The 19,551-nt window shown below is 54.9% G+C and carries 11 protein-coding genes; 8 read left to right on the top strand and 3 right to left on the bottom strand.

What is annotated here, in order from left to right; translation table 11 throughout:
- Nucleotides 1–54: 54 nt before the first annotated feature.
- Nucleotides 55–1,947, bottom strand: a complete 1,893-nt coding sequence (locus B7994_RS01385) for an AIPR family protein (RefSeq protein WP_088636685.1) — start codon at nt 1,945–1,947, stop codon at nt 55–57.
- Nucleotides 1,948–2,213: 266 nt separating this feature from the next.
- On the opposite strand from B7994_RS01385, the gene B7994_RS01380 reads away from it, so the two are divergent.
- From B7994_RS01380 to B7994_RS01370, 3 genes are all read left to right on the top strand, one after another.
- Nucleotides 2,214–2,966 (top strand): leucine-rich repeat domain-containing protein, encoded by a 753-nt coding sequence (locus B7994_RS01380; RefSeq protein WP_088636684.1) that lies wholly within the window; start codon nt 2,214–2,216, stop codon nt 2,964–2,966.
- A 171-nt stretch (nt 2,967–3,137) separates the two neighbouring features.
- Entirely contained in the window at nt 3,138–4,343 is a 1,206-nt protein-coding gene (locus B7994_RS01375) for a S41 family peptidase (protein WP_158213038.1), read from the top strand.
- 18 nt (nt 4,344–4,361) lie between these two features.
- Complete coding sequence (locus B7994_RS01370) at nt 4,362–5,801, top strand: S41 family peptidase (protein ID WP_088636682.1); 1,440 nt, start codon at nt 4,362–4,364, stop codon at nt 5,799–5,801.
- A gap of 75 nt (nt 5,802–5,876) precedes the next feature.
- Here the strand turns inward: B7994_RS01370 and B7994_RS01365 are convergent, their stop codons facing one another.
- On the bottom strand, nt 5,877–6,680 hold the full coding sequence (locus B7994_RS01365) for an FKBP-type peptidyl-prolyl cis-trans isomerase (RefSeq protein ID WP_088637201.1): 804 nt from the start codon (nt 6,678–6,680) through the stop codon (nt 5,877–5,879).
- Between the two features lie 173 nt (nt 6,681–6,853).
- Between B7994_RS01365 and glmS the strand changes: the two genes are divergently transcribed.
- The 3 genes from glmS to B7994_RS01350 all read left to right on the top strand — a co-directional run bounded on the left by glmS (nt 6,854) and on the right by B7994_RS01350 (nt 12,670).
- Nucleotides 6,854–8,683: a glutamine--fructose-6-phosphate transaminase (isomerizing) gene (gene glmS, locus B7994_RS01360; protein WP_088636681.1), complete on the top strand. Its 1,830-nt coding sequence runs from the start codon at nt 6,854–6,856 to the stop codon at nt 8,681–8,683.
- A 131-nt stretch (nt 8,684–8,814) separates the two neighbouring features.
- Nucleotides 8,815–10,551, top strand: a complete 1,737-nt coding sequence (gene pelA, locus B7994_RS01355) for a pectate lyase (protein ID WP_088636680.1) — start codon at nt 8,815–8,817, stop codon at nt 10,549–10,551.
- A gap of 19 nt (nt 10,552–10,570) precedes the next feature.
- Nucleotides 10,571–12,670: a pectinesterase family protein gene (locus B7994_RS01350; protein WP_088637200.1), complete on the top strand. Its 2,100-nt coding sequence runs from the start codon at nt 10,571–10,573 to the stop codon at nt 12,668–12,670.
- Between the two features lie 48 nt (nt 12,671–12,718).
- Here the strand turns inward: B7994_RS01350 and B7994_RS01345 are convergent, their stop codons facing one another.
- Nucleotides 12,719–13,570, bottom strand: coding sequence for an A24 family peptidase (locus tag B7994_RS01345; RefSeq protein WP_088636679.1), 852 nt, complete (start codon nt 13,568–13,570; stop codon nt 12,719–12,721).
- 149 nt (nt 13,571–13,719) lie between these two features.
- On the opposite strand from B7994_RS01345, the gene B7994_RS01340 reads away from it, so the two are divergent.
- Both B7994_RS01340 and B7994_RS01335 read left to right on the top strand, forming a co-directional pair.
- On the top strand, nt 13,720–19,101 hold the full coding sequence (locus B7994_RS01340; RefSeq protein WP_144063697.1) for a hypothetical protein: 5,382 nt from the start codon (nt 13,720–13,722) through the stop codon (nt 19,099–19,101).
- On the top strand, nt 19,086–19,550 hold the full coding sequence (locus B7994_RS01335; protein ID WP_233142922.1) for a hypothetical protein: 465 nt from the start codon (nt 19,086–19,088) through the stop codon (nt 19,548–19,550). Before B7994_RS01340 ends, B7994_RS01335 begins: the two co-directional genes overlap by 16 nt.
- Nucleotide 19,551: the final 1 nt, after the last annotated feature.

The raw sequence follows: 19,551 nt of genomic DNA, 5'->3' as shown, positions 1-19,551 counted from the left end.
AAAAACACCTGCAGTCCAAGAACCGCAGGCGTTTTCGATACTTTAGAAGAGCGACTAGATGAACATCTCGATGCCACCGCGGACCTTCGCCCATGCGGGGTTCTTCTTCACCAGGAGATCCATCATCTTTTCGTAGGTCGCCGTGTTGGCGAAGCCCTTCCACAGGCGACGTTCCACCGATTCGCCGCTATCCTTGTCGATAGTGGTGATGGTGTCGTAGTACGCCGTGTTGTCCTTGAATTCGTTGATAAGGATTCCCTTCAGGTCTTCCGTATAGATCTTGGAAGCGTACTTGAGGATGGATTCGTTGAAGTTCAGTTCGTTTTCCACGAGCCATTCGAAGTCCTGGATCGGGTCACCGTACACAAGCCAGTGCTTGAGCGCGAGAGCCACAACGAGGTCCTTCACGGCGCTACGGAAGATGAACTTGTCTTCAAGACGGCCATTCCAGGTAATCTTGGTCAGCGGGTTATCGTCGTTAGCTTCGATAGACACGCCCTTGCCCGGAGTCACCTTGCGGATCTTGATCGGGAGGCGGCTAAGGAGCTGCCAAGCCTTCGTGAAGGCGATGGTCTTGCGTACAAAGTCCTTTTCCTTGTCCGGGGAAACACGCACGAACGCGCCGAAGCAACGCTGGTACAGGGTTTCCTTGTCGAAGATGCAGTCGCTGCTGCGGCATTCGCTGAGTTTGCCGTCCATCATAAAGAGGGTCTTGGCAAGTTCGGGGCGCATGCGCACTTCGAGCTTACGGGTACGTGCTTTGAGGCGCACGCCATCCTTGTAAACGTAGGTAAAGCCTTCTTCCTGGTAACGCTGCCAGATGAAGAACTGCAGGTCGTCAGCTGCACGCAGGTGGTAGCTGAACACCGGGTTCTGGCGGTTGTTGGCCATGGTCACCTGGTTCAGGAAGTTGTCGGCACCGGGGTACGGCACAACGACCTTCACGAGAACCATCGGGTTCACGGGCTTCTTGCTCTTCTTCGCATAGGTTTCGTAAGTGAAGAGGGACTGGGCACCGTTGATGATCTTCGGGCGTTCGATGACGAGCACCTTCTTGCCGTCGCGTTCCTTGGCGCGCAGGTCATCGCCCGTGAGGGTCATACCGTTGTGCAGGAACGGGAAATCGTCCACGTTCACGTTTTCGTCGTCGTTACGTTCCATGGTCTGGAAGGCATCGATGAGGGCCGCGTTCGTGTGGGTAAGGTTACCGAGGTAAGTACGGATGTTGGAACTGACGATAGCCATGTTGTGCTTCGTCTTGAGGCGCTTACCGAGGGCAACGTGGTAGTCGAAAATCGTGCGGATCGGGCAGAAACCGAGGAAGAGTTCGCCATGATCGCTAGTGAGGTGGAGCGGTTCGGATTCCATGACAATTTCGAGTTTGTCATCGGCGCTGCGGAGGTCACGGGTAAGGTCGTCGTGTTCGGCGATAATCTCGAGTTTCGCCTTCACTTCGTTCTTCCAGATGCCGAGCTTGCGGCGCATATCCTTGAGGGTGCGTTCCAGTTCGGAGTCAGTCAGGTCACGGCTCGCCTTGGTGCGGAGCACGGTAATCTGGAGTGTTTCCATGTACGGGCGGCTTGCCGGAGCGTCTTCATCTTCATCTTCGTCGCCGTCAGAAATCTTTTTCACGTCCCACGGGTCTGCTTCTTCGCGGAGCGACAGGAAAAACGGGTTTGTGGGGTCGCTTGTGCGGAACACCGCAATCTGCAACTGTTTCAGGTCGGAATTCAGGTGTGCGACAACCTTTTCAAGCGGAGTATCCTCATCCAGGAAGATAAAGAATTCCATGAAGCCCTGAGAATACTGGAATCCGTGGAAACAGGCGTTTTCGTCTAGATTCAGATGCCGGAGTGCCTTTATTCGGTCGTTAGGATCATTAGCGTTGAGACTCAAGAGGCTAGCGACAAATGCCAAGCGGCGTTCCTGCGATTTTGTTAGTTCCATTTTTTCCTCAATTATTATACTTGCGACAAAGCATATATATACATATATGAATGTAGCATGGTATTTCGCACATTAAAAATAGTTTCAAAACACCAATTTGAGTAAAAAAATAACAAATCTTTTGTAAAAACACCAATATAAAGGGCAAAAAGCAGTGCTCACATGTATAGATTTTTGTTTTTTTCGTATTTTTTTACGTCCGTTGCCGCAAAATCGGGGAAAAATACTATGATTTACAGTGTAAGTCTATTGTCTAGGAGAGTTTTATGAATCTGCTCGATATTATTGCAAAAGCCAAGTCCGAAAAGGCCACCTCGCTCGACCTTTCCCAGAAGGAACTCAGGCTCCTTCCGCCCGAACTTTTTGAAATCGAGACACTCGAAGAACTGAACCTCGACCGCAACAAACTCGTCGAGATTCCGGACGAAATCGGCAAGCTCAAGAACCTGAAGAGCCTTTCCATCAGCGAAAACGACCTGATGGAACTCCCCGAGACTATCGGCGACCTCAAGAAACTCGAGCACCTGTACCTGGGCTACAACAGCCTTTCGGAACTGCCCGCCTCGGTCGGCAACCTTGTAAACCTCCGCACGGTGAACATCGCCAAGAACCAGATGCTCGACCTGCCGCAAGAAATTGGAAACTGGAAAAAAGTTGTAAAGCTTTCCCTGCACGATAACATGCTTTCCGAAATTCCCGCAAGCATCGGCAAGATGGAAAGCCTCGTGAAGCTCTACCTCGACAACAACGACTTGACATCTATCCCCGGAACGCTCGGAGAACTTTCGAATCTCGAAATCCTCATGGTGTCCGGCAACAGCCTCGGTGCCGTTCCCTCCGAACTTGGCAACCTGAAGAAGCTCCGCGAACTCGTACTCGACGCCAACCAGCTTTCGACACTCCCCGAGTCGCTCGCCCAGTGCGATAGCCTCGAAACCATCTCCGTCGTCGAAAACCCGATGGAAGGCGGCATCCCCCGTATCTTGCTCGACAAGAAGGGCATAAAGGTAGACCAGTAAGCGCCCTTGGCGCAGTGCTGAATGTGGGGAACGAAGAATGTGAGGTGTGAAATGACAAATGAAAAATCAATCATTACACGAAGCTCACTCCACATCCCACATTCCACATTCCACATTTTTTTCCTCCCGCTAGTAGCGTTGCTCGCCGCATGCAGTGATTTTCTCGAGCCGGTGGAAAGCACTCCCGCGCCCGACGAATACGCCTACAACTACTGGCTTCTGCAGAAGACATATCTGTACGGAGACGAACTAAAGAAACTCCCCGAAGAGGGCGATTCCATACAGGTTCTCTACAACGCGCTCTCGGACAAGTACACCCGCTATACGGAACCCGCAAAGAGCGAAGAAGTCATCGAGTCCCGGAACACAAGCGTCATTACCGGCGACATCGGACTCGAATTCTGGTTCAATCCCGATGAAGAATTCCCGCTCTCCGTGCGGCATGTATTTCCCCAAAGCCCCGCCGATCGCGCCGGAGTCCCAAAGGGTGGCCGGGTTATTTCGATAAACGGCATTCCACTCACCGGAGAAGATGCGGATATCACGTACACCTCGGTATTCAACGAGAACGCAGATATCACCCTGGTCATCGCTTTCGGCGATTCCACGCACACATACGAGATGACGCGAGAGACCATCTACGCGCCCACGGTTCTCGTAGATACCATCGGCGACTACGAAGTCATCAACATCCGTGAATTCAAACTGAACACGCTCGACCGAGAAAACGGCACCTACGGGGAACTCGCCGCCCACCTGGATTCCACTGCGCACGACAAGTCCATCCGCATTCTCGACCTCAGGAACAATCCCGGCGGACATGTGGACCAGTGCATCAGGATGGCGGACCTGTTCGTGAAGAAGGGAACACTGTCGTCAAGAGGCTGGTATGTATTTTCGGCCGACGGCAAGCGCACCAAATTTGAGTCCAGCAGGGAGGCCAAGGCGGGCGACCCCGGAGAGAGCGGCAAGTTCATCATGCTTGCCAACGAGAGAAGTGCCTCGTGCGCCGAGATATTTATCGCGGCAGTTCGCGAGTTGACCGACATTCCGCTTGCCGGGACGACCACATTCGGCAAGGGAATCGGGCAATCGTCCTGGAACACCGTCGACGGAGGGCTGGCAACCATCACGACGCTCGAATTCTACACCCCAAAGGGGAATTCGTATCACGGGAAAGGACTTGTGCCCGACTACCCCTGTACGGAGGGTGCGAATATTCAATGCGCCATCAAAGCAGCAGAAAAGCATTTCGGCAAGGGCCTCAAGAAGCTTCAGGGGCAAAAGACCGTCGAGGAGCACTCGATATTGAGGAATATCCGGCAGGTCGAAGACGTCGAAGGTGGCGCATACGACGAAAATTTTCTATTTAGATAAGAAAAGGAGATCTTAGCAATGAATTTTTTCCACAAGGCTATTTTAGGGCTTTCTTGCCTCACATTGCTCGGCATGCAGGCCTGCACCACGAAATCAAGCGATAATCCGTTCAAAACCACAGAAATCGGCGAAGAGGATTTCGAGAACCTCCCTGAAGACGCAAAGGAACTCTATTACACCGGATGGCTGCTTTCGGTATTCTACGTGAACGCCGACACGGAACTGGGTGAATTCGAGGACTACTACAAGCAAGGAACCAAGAACGGATTCCCGACCGATTATTTCGAATTCCCCGATGTCGAATACATGTTCTACTCCCTGAGCGACAACTACACGAGGTACTTCAGCCCGAGGTATGCCGAGCAGATTATAAACATGCTGCTCTATTCCGAAGAGAACGTCGGTATCGGCGTGGACATCAAGGAAGTCACCGTACCCAGCTGCGAAACTGGCGACGATTGCGATGAAACCCAGACAAAGCTCGTCTTCAAGCACGTGTACCCCGGCGCTCCGGCAGCCAAGTCTGGCATCTTGAAAGACGACACGCTCGTAACTATTGACGGCGTAACTCCGACTAACGCCAACATGTTCCAGAAACTCGCATCGGGCGAAAGCGGCGAGACGACAAGCATTGTCGTCAAGAGAGGCGAAGAGAACCGCACCTATGTCGTAAAGTTCCAGGAATTCCTAACCCCGACCGTATTCGTCGACATGGAAGATTCCATCCCGGTCATCACCATCACGGAATTTACCGACACGACCTACCTGAATACCGGAACCTACGGTGAATTCGTCAACGCCCTCGAAGAGACCAAGGACGCAAAGGCGACAATCATCGACCTGCGTGGAAACCCGGGCGGAAGCGTAGACCAGTGCATGAACGCGACTGCCGAACTGATCGACAAGAACGACACGATGGCATTCATGATCTCGCACAGCATTGACACCCTGACCGAAGACCCCATTGTCGACACCCTCACGTGGACCGCATCAGAAGACGGCATTGCAAAGGGCCGCTACTTCGTGTTCCTCGCCGACACGGGAAGCGCGAGCTGCGCAGAACTCATGCTTGTCGGCGCCATCTCCAACACGAAGTCCCCGGTAGTGGGCCTCACCACATACGGCAAGGGAATTGGACAGAGTTATCTCGGAACATATGCTAACGGCATTGCAGGCATCACCAGCATGAGGATGCTTGACAAGAACAAGAAGATTTACCACAGGTACGGAATCGAGCCCGACTATATCGAAGGCGACCCCGACAAGGCAATGGAGATTGCCGTAAAGCTCGCAAAGGAACGGACTGCCGTACGTACAAAGGAATACGGCAGTGTCGATACGGGCCATTTCACTCTCCTGAAATCGCGCGGATTGGCCGGCAAGGCGGACCGTCCCGAACGTGGCGGAGCCTACAAGGTCATCCGCGAAAAACAGCAGAAGCCTTTCCCGTTCAAATAAGGCGACAAGTCTGATACAACAAAAAATCCCCGCCTCGATGGCGGGGACTTTTGCTTTATAGACTATTTGCCAGAACTAGTTGGCAGCCGGCTTTGCAGCCTTTGCCTTAGCGGGCTTCTTCGGTTCTTCAGCCTTCGGGGCTTCGGCAGCATGCGTATCGATGAGTTCCATTTCGAAAATCAGCATGCTGTTGCCAGGAATCTGAGGAGGACGGCCAAACGGACCGTAAGCGAGGTCGCTCGGGATCCATGCGGTAACCTTTTCGCCAACCTTCATGAGCTTGAGCATCTCGGTCCAACCCGGAATCACGGCGTTGATCGGGAATTCGAGCGGTTCGCCACGCTTGACGCTGCTATCGAATTCCTTGCCATCGAGAAGCGTACCCGTGTAGTGGACCTTCACGATATCAGAATCACCCGGAGTGGCACCGGTACCTTCGGTAATGACCTTGTACTGAAGTCCGCTTGCAGTCGTCACGACGCCTTCGGCGGTCTTGTTCTGTTCGAAGAAGGCGGTGTTAGCAGCCTTGCGTTCTTCGTTAGCAATACTGTCCTTCTTCTGGAGTTCGGCCTGCTTCTTCTGCTGGATGTTCATCAGGGTAGCGAACACCATAGAATCGTTCATGAGAACCTTGCTGGAATCCTGGCTGAAACGATCCCTAAAGGCTTGGACAAAAATGTCGACATCCAGTTCAAGGGAATCACGAGCAATCAGCTGCTGGTAAACCTGGTTTGCAAAGTGGGCACCGAAAGCGTAGCTGTTCGAATCCTTCTCCGTAACGAGGGAAGCCTTCGAGGAGGCCGCACCGGGGCACAATTGATCACAGCCGGTCATCAGCATAGCGAGGGCGCCGGCAGCAACAATCAGTTTAGTTTTCATATAGTTCCTCTTTTTGAGTTTTGAAGACATATGTAAAATAGCAAATCAAACGTGATATTTCTCACACTCTAAATATTTTTTACGATTTCTTTTGATATATTATGCAAAAATCCCCGTTTTCCGCGGTTAAAGCCCCCGGAAACGTTTTTTGAGTTTATTTCAAGGAAAAACTTATGTGCGGTATAGTCGGTTACATCGGTCAAAACGAAGCTTTGCCCATCCTGGTCGGAGGCCTCAAGAAACTGGAATACAGAGGCTACGACAGCTCGGGAATCGCCGTCATTGAGAAAGACGGCATAAGCGTCGTCCGTGCATCAGGGAAGATTTCGGCCCTCGAGGACTGCCTGAAGACGAAGGTTATCCACGGCCATACCGGAATCGCGCACACCCGCTGGGCAACCCACGGCGCACCGACCATCGCAAATGCACACCCGCACACGAGTTTCGACGGAAAAATTTCCATCGTCCATAACGGCATTATCGAGAACTACGCAACCCTGAAGGCAAAGCTCGTTTCCGAAGGCATCCAGTTCAAGTCCGAAACCGATACCGAAGTGGTGGCACACCTTATCGCCCGCTACTACAAGGGCGACCTGAAGGCCGCGGTGTTAAAGGCCCTCGCCCTGGTCGAGGGCACTTTCGGCCTTGCAGTCGTCTGCATGGACGAGCCCGATACGCTTATCGGGGCACGCCGCGGCAGCCCGCTTATCCTCGGCATCGGGAATGGCTCGGAATTCTTCCTTGCAAGCGACGTTTCCGCCATCATCAACCACACGCAGAAGGTCGTGTACCTGGATGACAACGACGTAGTGCAGATAAAGAACGGCGACTATTCCATCGTCAACATGAACAGCCACGAAGTGCAACGAGAAGTCAAAGACGTGGAGTTCGATGCAGACGCCGTCGCGAAGGGCGGGTTCGCCCACTTCATGCTCAAGGAAATCTTCGAACAGCCCGAAGTGCTGCGTAACACCATGCGTGGCCGCCTGCTCAGCGCCGAAGGGAACGCCAAGCTCGCGGGCCTCGACACGAACATCAGGGAACTCAGGAACATCAACCGCATCATCATTACCGCTTGCGGCACGAGCTACTACGCGGGCATGGTCGGCGAGTACATGATCGAGGACCTCGCCGGCGTCCCCGTCGAAGTCGAATACGCCTCCGAATTCCGCTACAGGAACCCCATCATCAAGCCGGGCACGCTCGTGCTCGCCATCAGCCAGTCCGGCGAAACCGCCGATACGCTTGCTGCCCTCAAGGAAGCTCAGCAGAAGGGCGCCACCGCGCTTGCCATATGTAACGGCGTGGGCTCCACCATCGCCCGCACAAGCGACGGCGGCGTGTACCTGCACGCCGGTCCCGAAATCGGTGTCGCAAGTACCAAGGCGTTCACAAGCCAGGTGACCGTCCTCGCCATGATTGCTCTCTTGCTCGGCCGGCAGCGCAGGCTCAGCTTTGAGTCGGGCGCCGACATCGTCAAGGCAATGCAGGAACTCCCCGGCCTGGTGGAACAGACGCTCAAGCTTTCGGACCAGATTGCGGGCATCGCGCACCAGTACGTGAAGGCGAACAACTTCCTGTACCTGGGCCGCCACTACAACTATCCCGTCGCCATGGAAGGCGCATTGAAGCTCAAGGAAATCAGCTACATCCATGCCGAAGGTTACCCCGCCGCCGAAATGAAGCACGGGCCAATCGCCCTTATCGACGAGAACATGCCCGTAGTCGTCATCGCCCCGAAGGATGCGCTGTTCGACAAGGTCATCAGCAACGTCCGCGAAATCAAGGCACGCGGCGGCCGTGTCATCGCGGTCACCACGGAAGACTGCCAGCCGCTCGACGAGTTTGCCGACCACCTGATCAAGGTGCCCAAGACCATCCCCATGCTCATGCCAATCGTGACCTGCGTGCCACTCCAGCTACTCGCCTACCACATCGCCGTGCTCCGCGGCAACGACGTGGACCAGCCGCGCAACCTCGCGAAAAGCGTGACCGTCGAGTAATCTTGGCCAAATAGCAGGCCGTTGTCCATGGACAACTTGTAAATAAAAAAACCGGCCTAGGCCGGTTTTTTCGATATATATTATGTTAGATTAACGGTGTATGGCACCGTTGTCTTGCCAATGAGGATGTTATGGGAAAAGATTGGTTTGGAATTTCTGTAGCAGCCGTTCTGATTTCAGGAACGGCAGCCACATTTGCAGCGGACTATACACCGCCTTCTACCGCAGTATCGAAAATCAACAGCTACCGCGGCTACTCGGAACTCACCGACGCGGCGAGCGGCATGGATATCGACCAGTACACCTACAACATGACCACGTGGCAGATCAGCAACGGCGGTTTTTACAAGGCGATGGCCGACAAGTACAAGAGCGCATACACCGGCGGGCAAAAGTCGGAATGGCGTTCCAAGGACGGCGGCGACCTCGGCACCATCGACAACAACGCGACCATCCAGGAAATGCGCCTGCTGGCGGTACGCTACAAGGAAACGACAAACAGCAATTACAAGAGCACGTTCAAGTCGAGTTTCAACAAGGCTTTGAACTTTATCCTCACCATGCAGCGTTCCACGGGCGGCCTCCCGCAGGTTTGGCCCAAGCGCGGCAACTACAGCGACCACGTAACGCTCAACGACAACGCGATGGTGCGTGCGATGGTCACGATGATGGATATCGCGAACAGGACATCGCCCTTCGATAGCGACATCATCGACGATGCGACACGGAACAAGATGAAGTCCGCCCTCGACAAGGCTGTCGACTACCTGCTCAAAGCGCAGATTGTGAACAACGGAAACCTGACGGTATGGTGTGCCCAGCACGATACCGCAAACTACGCGCCTCGCCCCGCACGCGCCTACGAACTGGAATCCAAGTCGGGCAGCGAATCTGCAGGTGCGGTATGGTTCCTGATGAACTGGCCCGAACAGACCGAAGCCATCCAGAAGGCGGTCAAGGGCGCAATTACCTGGTACAAGAAGACCCGCGTCGTCGGGCTGTACTTCAACAAGAAGGCGGGGACTTTCGAGCAGCGCGACGGAAACGTGCTGTGGTACCGCTTCTACGAGGTGAACAACGACAACTATTTCTTCTGCGACCGCGACGGCGCAAGCACCAAGACGCAGGACTTCACCAAGATTAGCGAGGAACGCCGCACAGGCTACCAGTGGGCAGGCGACTACGGTACGGCTCTACTCTCCACCGAAGCGGCATACCTGACCGCACTCGAAAAGATGCAGGGAACCTACGTGGAGCCTCCCCCGCCGGCGGCCATGTGCGGGAGCGATACCTGCAAGGTATTTATCGACGGCGTAGACTTTACCGAAATCAAGGGAGTGAAGGAAGCGAGCAACCTCGGATTCGTGGGCGAAGGCTACGCGAACGTGGATAACGAAAAGGGCAGCTACGTGACCTACGGCGTGACCGCCGAGAAGGATGGCAAGTACACACTCTACATCAGTTTCGCGAATGGTGGCAGTTCTGCACGCGGGTACAGCGTTACGATCGGCGACAAGACACCCATCGCAGACGGCAGCATGGAATCGACCGGCGGCTGGACCACTTGGAAATCGCAGTCCGTCGAGATTGAACTCGAAAAGGGCTACAACGAACTCAAGTTCGAAAGCCTCTCGAGTGACGGCATGGCGAACATCGATTACATCGGCTGGATGGATACCACCCTGCACGCGGGCAAGGTGGACGCGAGTGACACCACGACCGCCATCGGCACACGCGGCGTGCGCAACACCCCGGTATCGGTAAGCGACCGCTACTTTGTGGACTTTGGCACCCGCGCAAACCGTGCGGGAGTGTACCTGATACGGAACGGCAGGACTTTCCGCGTGAACGGGAAAACAACTAGATAAGACGCCATGGATGACGATTATGCTAAATAACTGGACCTACAAATTTCTTTTGGCGACGCTTGCACTTGCGGCAAGCGCATCCGCAGTCGACAAGAAGAAAATCGACTTCGTGCTCGGAGTCGACGGCGACTTCAAGGCCGCTATTTCGAAGGCCGGCAGCTCGGGAGCATCGGCAAGCAACCGCTTCGTCATCTTCGTGCCCGACGGTGAATACGACATCACCAAGCTTACGGGTGACAGCCACGGCAAATCGACCGTGAGCGCATCGTACCTCTCAATTATCGGGCAGAGTCTTGAAAAGTCGATTATCGCAAACACGACCGACACCGAAGGCATCGGCCTCACGGCGACAATATACTTCCCGAAAAACAACGAGATGTACATGCAGGATATTACGCTCAAGAACAAGAGCACCTACAGTACATCCAATGCGGCGCGCCAAGTGGCCCTGCAGCAGAACGAAGGTGACAAGTATATCTACAAGAACGTGCGCCTGCTGAGCGGGCAAGACACTTACTACACCAAGAAGGGCCGCACCTACTGGGAAGGCGGCGAAATCAACGGCACGGTAGACTTCATCTGCGGTGGCGGCGACGTGTTTTTTGAAGGCACCAAGCTCGTGATGACGCGCAACGGCGGCTACATTACCGCATCGCAGAATCCGGGAGACTGGGGCTACGTCTTCAACAATGCGACCATCACGGTGAGCAACAGCAGTTTCAACGGCACGTTCTACCTAGGGCGTTCCTGGGGCCACGCGAAGACAGTCTTCTTGAACACCAAGATGGTGGCTCAGCCCAAGGGCGAAGGCTGGGGCCCCGACATGAATTCCGCACCGGTTGTCTTTGGCGAATACAACAGCAAGGACGGCAACGGTAACGCGGTGAACACGAGCCAGCGCAAAACGTACTTTGACGGCGGCAAGGATGGTTCTACCGCGACTACGCTCAAGACGGTATGGAACGCAAGCGATGCCGCAAAGTACACGCTCCAGAACGTACTCAAGGGCAGTGACAACTGGGACCCGACCAAGTTGACCGCACAGGTGAACGCTCCGAAAATCGCGCAGGAAGGCGCCGAAATTACCTGGGCCGACGACAACAACGCCCGCTGCTGGGTGATATTCGTGAACGGCAAGTACAAGGCGAACGTGATTACACCGAGTTTCTCGCTCGAAGGCGTTGCGACCGGCTCCAAGATTACAGTGCGTGCCGCAAATAGCATGGGCGGTCTCGGGAGCAGTTCCAACGAAGTAACGACCCTGGATGCCACGGCCACCTATTACAAGGTAACGCTCAACACACCTATCGGCGGTACCATCGAGACATCGTTCAGCGGCAACAAGGTCATGGAAGGCAAGGACGCCGTGTTTACCGCAAAGCCACTCAGCGGCTGGAAATTCGCAGGCTGGAGCGGAGCAAGTGCCGCAGGCATCAACGCGGACAAATCTCCAGCGACCATCAAGGCAACAGGCGACATCGAGCTTGCAGCAAGCTTCGTCGGAGACGGCTCCAACAAGTTCCAGGCCGAAGAAGGCGTTATCGAAAACGCCATCAGCGAGAGCACCAACGCAGGCTTCGCGGGTGCGGGCTACGTGAACTTCGGTACAGGCACATCGTCCGTAAAGGTGCCGGTCTATGCCGACGCTGCCGGCGAATACAAGCTCACTCTGACCTACGCAAACGGGAGCAATGCGGCCCGCAGCCTTTCCATCAAGGGCGAAGCCGGCGCCGCGCAGGAAGTCGAATTCGCGACGACCGCCAACTGGACCACCTACGTGACGAAGGATGTCTCCATCACGCTTCCGCTGGGCGCTAGCACCATCACGTTTGCGACCGTCGGCGGGAACGATGGTCCGAACCTCGACCAGCTGGAACTCACCGCAGTGAACGTGACCAAGCCCGATACCTCCGACACGACGACGGCAATCGGCCAGCTCGCGGAACCCCGCCTGGATTATACGGGCTCGACGCACGTGCGCCTCTTCAGCACGACCGGGAAACTGTTGCGTGAAAGTACCGGAGAGGCTATCAGCACGGCAGGCCTGCCCCGCGGAATCTACATCATGCAGGTGCGTGACGGCTCACGCAACATGCAAAAAACAATCCGCGTGAAGTAAGCCAACGCAGTTTAATACATGCAAAACGCGCGCAGTTTAAGACGCGCGTTATTCCCCGAATACAAATTTTACGTACAAATCAAACAGTTGCTCGCCCCACAGGTACATGAACGGGGCTGCCACCGCAAGGAACGGCCCGAAGGGAATCTGCCCCGAGCCGTCATCACTCTTGCGCAACTTGCCGTAGGGGACCATCACGAGAATCCCCAGCAAGGCAGCAACAATCAGCGTCTCGACGGCACCCGTCACTCCCATCAGCGCTCCGTAACCCGCGAGGAGTTTCACGTCGCCGAACCCCATGGCATCTTTCTTCAGGAGCTTTGTCGCGGTCCAGCCCACCAGGTAGAGGCCGCCACCAGCGACCACCGCCCCGAGCAGGCTCTGGAACGGAGTGACACCGCCGGGAATAATCGAAATCAGAAGCCCCGCGACAATCCCGCCCACCGAGATGGAGTCGGGAATCAGCTTGTACTTACAGTCGACAGCGCATACCGGATACGCCCCGAGCAAAAGCCAGAACATGGCGAACGCGGATGCCCATACGGCAGGTTCCATCACCGGCGCGCTAAGCAGCCCCGCCGAAACCGAGCCCGCGTTCACCGCCACGGCAGAAAACAGCGCGAGCACACCCAGGAGCCCGCACAGAGCCTCCCCTATCGGGTAGATTATGCTAATGGGTTGCTTGCAGCAGGCGCTCTTCCCGCGGAGCCACAGCCAACCCACGATAGGCAGGTTGTACCGGATAGGGATATGCTTCTTGCACAGCGGGCAGTGGCTGGGCGGGTTTATGAGAGAAATCCCGCGGGGCATGCGGTACACGATCACGTTGTAGAAACTCCCGACGCACGCGCCGAACCCAAAAAACACGATAAGCCAGTACCACAGGGGAATTTCTTCCATAAAAATGCCTCGAAATCGGTCTATACTACATAAAGGAATATATAAAGAGCAATATAATATTTTGCTTTTCCCAATTAAAAAGATAAATTTAATTTCATAGGACGCTCCCGAAAGGCGCCCCGTTGTTTTGTGTTTAAAAAGGATTCTTTATGCGAATGAGAACCTCGTGCCTGATTATATCTGCAGTGGCGTGCCTTATTGCGTTATTTGCCTGCTCCAGGGAATCTTCCATCGTGGAGAACCCCAGACTCCGGGACAACCACTCCATCGTCTTTGCGTTCACGCACCCCTTCGAGAATCCCGAATCCTTTGCCGACTCGATTTCGCATGCCGACCTCCCGGCCGACACTATTTCCGACACGATTACCGTAACCGTAGGTGACTCCATCTACTTCATGGGATTCCTACCCCTCTATGCCGAAAAGATCTACCGCTTTGAATGGATTTTCGAAAAGACCGACGAGAATACCCTAAAGGCAAAGAAAAAGGACAAGAAGGTTTCCACGGACACCGTCATCACCAGCCAGAACAAGACTACACAGAGCTGGGCATACGAGAAGGAAGGCGTCTACTTCCCGATATTCCGCGCAGTCGACGGCAATAACGCAATCGACACGGCAGGCGTCCACCGCCGCCCGCTATACATCCGCGTCATCGACACTCCGCCCGCTCTGTCCGTCCCGAGGGATACGGTAAGGGCCAAGCACAAGAAACCGGCGACATTCACCATATGGGCCATGGACTCCTGCGGTACAATCAAGAGCGTGAAGGTGGACCTCGACGCAAGCGGGAAGGATACCGCAAAAGTCTGGGAAACGAAGCCCGTCGAAGATACCGACAGCCTATCCATCACTATTCCCTACAAGGAAGACTATGTCGATTCCCTCGGCAACCAGACCATCCATGTCAGCGTGGTCGACGACGATGGAAACGAGGCGATAGACACCGTATACTTGCACTTCAACCAGCTTCCGACCATCGAGATGCTGCAGCCGGTCGACAATGCCTCGCTCAATAGCAAAAAGCGCCAGGCACTGTACTACCGTGCCGAAGACAAGGACAATCCGGGGTCTCTACGTTACTACATCCGCATGGCGAAAAGCCCCGACGGGCGTAACCCGCCTATCTTCACCGATCCCGAAGAAAGCCTCATCGCATCGAACATCATCGAGAAGAGTTTTGAGATTATCGAGATTACCCCGGACTCCGTCATAAAGAATAACATCGGCATGGCGGGCATCCTCTACTGGGATGTGTGGGTAACCGACGGCTACGACACCGTCTACGCAAAGCATATCAAGGACGGCAACAAGGAAAGGCCGTGGAAATTCTACCTGGGTACCGGCGGCACGCAGAGTCTCGAAGATATCGACGGAAACTTCTGGGGATACGCAAAGTACCAGGGATGGAGCAGCAGGCACAACACCATCCGCATTACCGTCGAAGACACCCTAGGCAACAGGTTCTATACGAACACGAACGAGAAGGGCAAGTACGAGATCAACCTCAAGCCGGGCCTGTACAGCATCACGGCGACGGATACATCGAACTACAGGTTCGCTTCCGCCACGCTCAAAAAACAGCAGATGTTCCCCGACGACACCCTGTTCCTCGACACCATGACCCTCAAGGACACGGCGAAGCCCATCATCACGTTCAACAAGATCGACACACTTAGCAAGCGCGACTTCCAGTTCAACTTCAAGCTATACGATTTCGGCTCCCAGGTCGCAAGCGCAACGGCATGGCTAGACGGCGACGAAGTCGAAGCCTCCTACTTCACGACAAACAGCTGGAGCAGGAACCATACCGGGCTTCTCGATGGCGACCACGTGTTCAAGTTGGTCGTCAGGGACAGCGCGGGCCTCGTCTCCGACACCGCAAAGCAGGAATTCTTCGTGCACGCATCGAAGATAACGCTCACCATAGACGGCAAGACATCGAAGATGGTCAATTCCACGCAGTCGATTACCTTCACCGCGAAGGTCGAGAACGCCATCCCGATGCCAGACACCCTAACCTGGGAGACAAACATCGAAGGCGCCCAAAGCTTCATCTCCGAAGTGAACCCGGACGACAGCACGGCGACACTCACAATCGACAAGAGCAGGCTGCCTGATGTCACCAAGACGGGCACGTTCTACGAAATGATCGCCAAGACCAAGGACAACATCGTAACAAACAAGGTGCGTTTCGGATTCTTCGACGATGGCCCTGTCGTCTACTTCGAATCGCCGGCAAATGACACCACCATTTCCATCAACGACACCATCACCTACAGTATCTTCGCCGACGGCAACAACAGCGACCCGACCGACAAGACCTTCACGCTCAGCTGGGATTGCAACGGCGGCTACCCGTGCCCGACCGGCAACAATCTGAATGGCGAAATTTTCTGGGGCGATGCCGGCACCAAGAAATTCATCGTGACCATCGCCAACACCGCAACCGAAAAGCGCAAGGATACGCTCGTCGTGAACGTAACCAGCGACCCGCCCACGGTCTCGGTAACCTCCGAATCCCTGGACAACCGCCACAAGATCAATTCTTCCGTGACCTTGCAGGTGAGCGCAAGCGATGTATTCGGCACCATCAAGAGGATTGACTGGGGTTGCACGAACGGTTCCATGGTCTCCTTCGACAACAACAAGATCTTCGATACACCGCAGAAGACCATTTCTAACGAGCCCATCACCGTAATCATGCCGGGCACCGCCACCGAAAACTACAAGTGTATCGTGAGGGCGACCGACGACGACTATGAAACCGCTAACGATACCATAACCTTCAAGGTATTGCAGGACCTTCCCTACATATCCCTCAACATCGCAAGTCAGACACTTACCATCAAGGATCAGGTACAGCTTGGCTACATAGCGATCGACACGCTGGGGCAGCTAGTCGGATACGAACTCGCCTGCGACAGCATCAAGAGCAACCTGAAGAACAACTGGACCAGTTTCGCCAACGCAACGACTCCGACCATCACGATGCCCCCCGAAGCCTGCACCTGGTACTGCGCCATCCGCGTCACTGACGATGACAACAATACCGCTGCCGACACGGCGACATTTACCGTATTGCAAGATCCGCCGACCGTACAGGTCCTTGGAAACTACACAGTCACTCCGAAGGATACCATCAGACTCGACGCCATCGCAAGCGACCACTATGGTGAAATCGTTCTGTACGAATGGGGCTGCGGAGCCGCCGGCGCTCAGAATATCGGATTCACCTATTCCAACCCGAATTCGCCCAGCTATTCCGCCATCATGCCCGCTACCGCACAGAGCGGATACCGCTGCATCATCCGCGTCACCGACGATGACGGCAACACCGCCCGCGACACGACCTTCATCGACATCATCCAGGCGCCGCCTACCGTAATAGTCAATACGGAATCCGTGATTGTCCGCGAAGGCTATAACATCGTGCTGGGCGCCACCGCATACGACTATCCCGATTTCCCGGGCTACATCACCAAGCGCGAGTGGAGCTGCGCGACACCTTCTGATATCGACAGGAACTGGAAGACGGTCTCGCAGTTCGACACCGTATGGAAAGCGCCAGCTGCAGCCGCCACCTTCTACTGCGTGGCCCGCGTCACCGACGATGACGGCAACACCGCGATGGATACAATGAATATCATATTCTCGACCGAGACTCCCTCCATCCAGGTGAGGGACGACGTAGTCTACGTCTCTGCAGGGGATCCGTTTGAACTTAACGCCACCGTCAACAACGTATGGCAGGGAATCAGCTGGTTCACCTGGGAATGCTTCGACCAGAAGACGAAAAAATCGCTCGAATCAGACGTTCCCCGGTACGACTACTACGCGAACGGTTCCAGTTTCTACGACTTCCGTGAAGGCGGGTTCACGATGGACGGCAAAGACATGTACTGCGTCGTCAGCGCCGAAGAATCCAGTACCAAGGCCGTATTCCGCGACACCACGAGCGTGCGCATCATCAAGCAGCCGCCTGTAGGCGTGATTACCGCAGCCGACACCGTTTACCTGTGGAGTGGCGACGAATCCTTCGACAACGGCGAGGCTTACTACTTCTACGACACCAGCTGGGGTGGCAAGCACTCTACGCTCGGAACCATCGGCGACCAGAACAATCAGGACTTCTGGTGGAACTTCAGTAACGTCGACGGAAACTACTATCAAGGCAACCACGACGGATCGCTCGACACCAGCATTGCCGAATTCAACTCGGCATTCATCCGCAGTTCAAGAGAAAACTCCGTCACCATCTGCCTCGACTACCGCGACAGTACCGCCGCGCACCCGACGCAGGCATTCTACTCCAGGCACCGCGCCGAAGAAGTCTGCCGCAAGGTATACTTCCGCAAGGCATGGCGCAATATCGCCACCAGCGACACCGTGATCGATTCAACCAAGATGACGACGCCCCCGGTACTCGAGACCCTCGCAAACAAGCCCGTCATCACCTACCTCAAGAACTCGACCACCGTCAAAACTAAGTATCTGGACAGTTCATGGAAAGATCTCAGCACGAGCGGAATTACCACAACTGATTCCATCACGCAGCTTCTGATCAAGGCAGGCGGTTCCGACCTCTACCTCGCCGTACTCACCAGCGCAGGCAAGCTCAACATGTACAAGTCCGCTGGCGGAACATCACCATGGGCAAACATGGGCACTATCAGCGAAGAAGCTTCAAATATCGCCCTAGACTGCCACCCCACTTCCGGCTACCCGCTAGTGAGCTACATCAAGACTTCGACAAAGTTCTCGGCATTCAGCCGCTGGAACGGCTCCGCATGGGTTGCAACCAATATGACGGCCCCGCAGGGGGTTGTTACAAGGAACTGCCGCACATCGCACGGTAAGCAAGTCTGCGACACAACATATGTCGACCGGAAAGTTCGCGAACAGAAAGTAGCCTACCTGCAGAACGGGGCCCTGGCATTCGTCCTCGTCGATACAACGACATCCTATAATGCATACTACACACTTTACAATAATGAATATGACGAGAAGAAGGGTGGCAAGGCCTTCGCAAGCAACGTGAACGGCATCAACCTCGCTGCAGACGGTAACACGGTCTACATGGGATTCCTGAACCGCGACACCGAGCACTACGGCCCGTACGTGTACAAGGGAGATGTGGGCACATCTTCCATCTCGTGGAATACGTCAGGTGTATATGGGGCTTCCATCCACGAAGGCCTTCTCGCCTACCACATCCACATCAAGGCATACGACAACAAGCTCTACGCCATCGTCGACGACAAGGGCAAACCCTCGCTCGCACAGAGCCATGTGTTCAAGCTAGACGGGAACACCTGGAAACTCATGGGCGAAAACGAGTTGCCCTACTTCAAGAGCGTATTCTACAACAGCAAGCGCTACTACCTGCGTGGATCCCTCCCGAACATTGCCATCAGCGCAAACGGGACGGTCTACATTTCCATGCTCGGGTGGGAAAATGCCGGCGGTAGCGGTAAAAACTTCGGCCCCATCATCATGAAGTATGTGGCCGATACATGGACGGTACATTAATGAACATCGAAATAGCATCTATCTGTGACGCCGCCACTGCAAACGGAGCAGGCGGCAGACTCAATATTCTCGGAGCATTTGACAGGGTTTTTCCGCAAAAGTTTCCATTTGTCATTCCGCAGTGCGCGGCGGCGTTCCGCATCCGCTACCTGAGAGCGGAGGCCGGCACACACAAGCTCGCGCTTGCCATTGAAGACGTTTGCGGACACCCGATTGTCCCGGTGATGGAATCCAACATTCCCTTCGAACCGGTCGCCACGGGGCTCGACACCGCGGCCATCAACCTGGTACTGAACATGCAGCGCCTGCAGATTGCCCGCCCCGACAAGTACATCGTGCGCCTAATGATCGATGACGAAGAAATCGCGACACTCCCGCTGTACATTCTCGAGGACCCGCGCACAAAGCAGGCCGGCACACCCTCCCCTAACGGCGAAATGAGGAACTAGT

The organism is Fibrobacter sp. UWR2 (genome assembly GCF_002210285.1).
Lineage (GTDB): Bacteria > Fibrobacterota > Fibrobacteria > Fibrobacterales > Fibrobacteraceae > Fibrobacter.
Note: the sequence above shows the minus strand (reverse complement) of the source record. Positions and strands in the feature narration are given on the sequence as shown.

Coding starts and splice junctions, on each gene's coding strand:
- B7994_RS01335 (WP_233142922.1), top strand. CDS start 19,086: ATGGACGGTACATTAATGAACATCGAAATAGCATCTATCTGTGACGCC.
- B7994_RS01380 (WP_088636684.1), top strand. CDS start 2,214: ATGAATCTGCTCGATATTATTGCAAAAGCCAAGTCCGAAAAGGCCACC.
- B7994_RS01350 (WP_088637200.1), top strand. CDS start 10,571: ATGCTAAATAACTGGACCTACAAATTTCTTTTGGCGACGCTTGCACTT.
- B7994_RS01365 (WP_088637201.1), bottom strand. CDS start 6,680: ATGAAAACTAAACTGATTGTTGCTGCCGGCGCCCTCGCTATGCTGATG.
- B7994_RS01340 (WP_144063697.1), top strand. CDS start 13,720: ATGCGAATGAGAACCTCGTGCCTGATTATATCTGCAGTGGCGTGCCTT.
- B7994_RS01370 (WP_088636682.1), top strand. CDS start 4,362: ATGAATTTTTTCCACAAGGCTATTTTAGGGCTTTCTTGCCTCACATTG.
- B7994_RS01385 (WP_088636685.1), bottom strand. CDS start 1,947: ATGGAACTAACAAAATCGCAGGAACGCCGCTTGGCATTTGTCGCTAGC.
- glmS (WP_088636681.1), top strand. CDS start 6,854: ATGTGCGGTATAGTCGGTTACATCGGTCAAAACGAAGCTTTGCCCATC.
- pelA (WP_088636680.1), top strand. CDS start 8,815: ATGGGAAAAGATTGGTTTGGAATTTCTGTAGCAGCCGTTCTGATTTCA.
- B7994_RS01345 (WP_088636679.1), bottom strand. CDS start 13,570: ATGGAAGAAATTCCCCTGTGGTACTGGCTTATCGTGTTTTTTGGGTTC.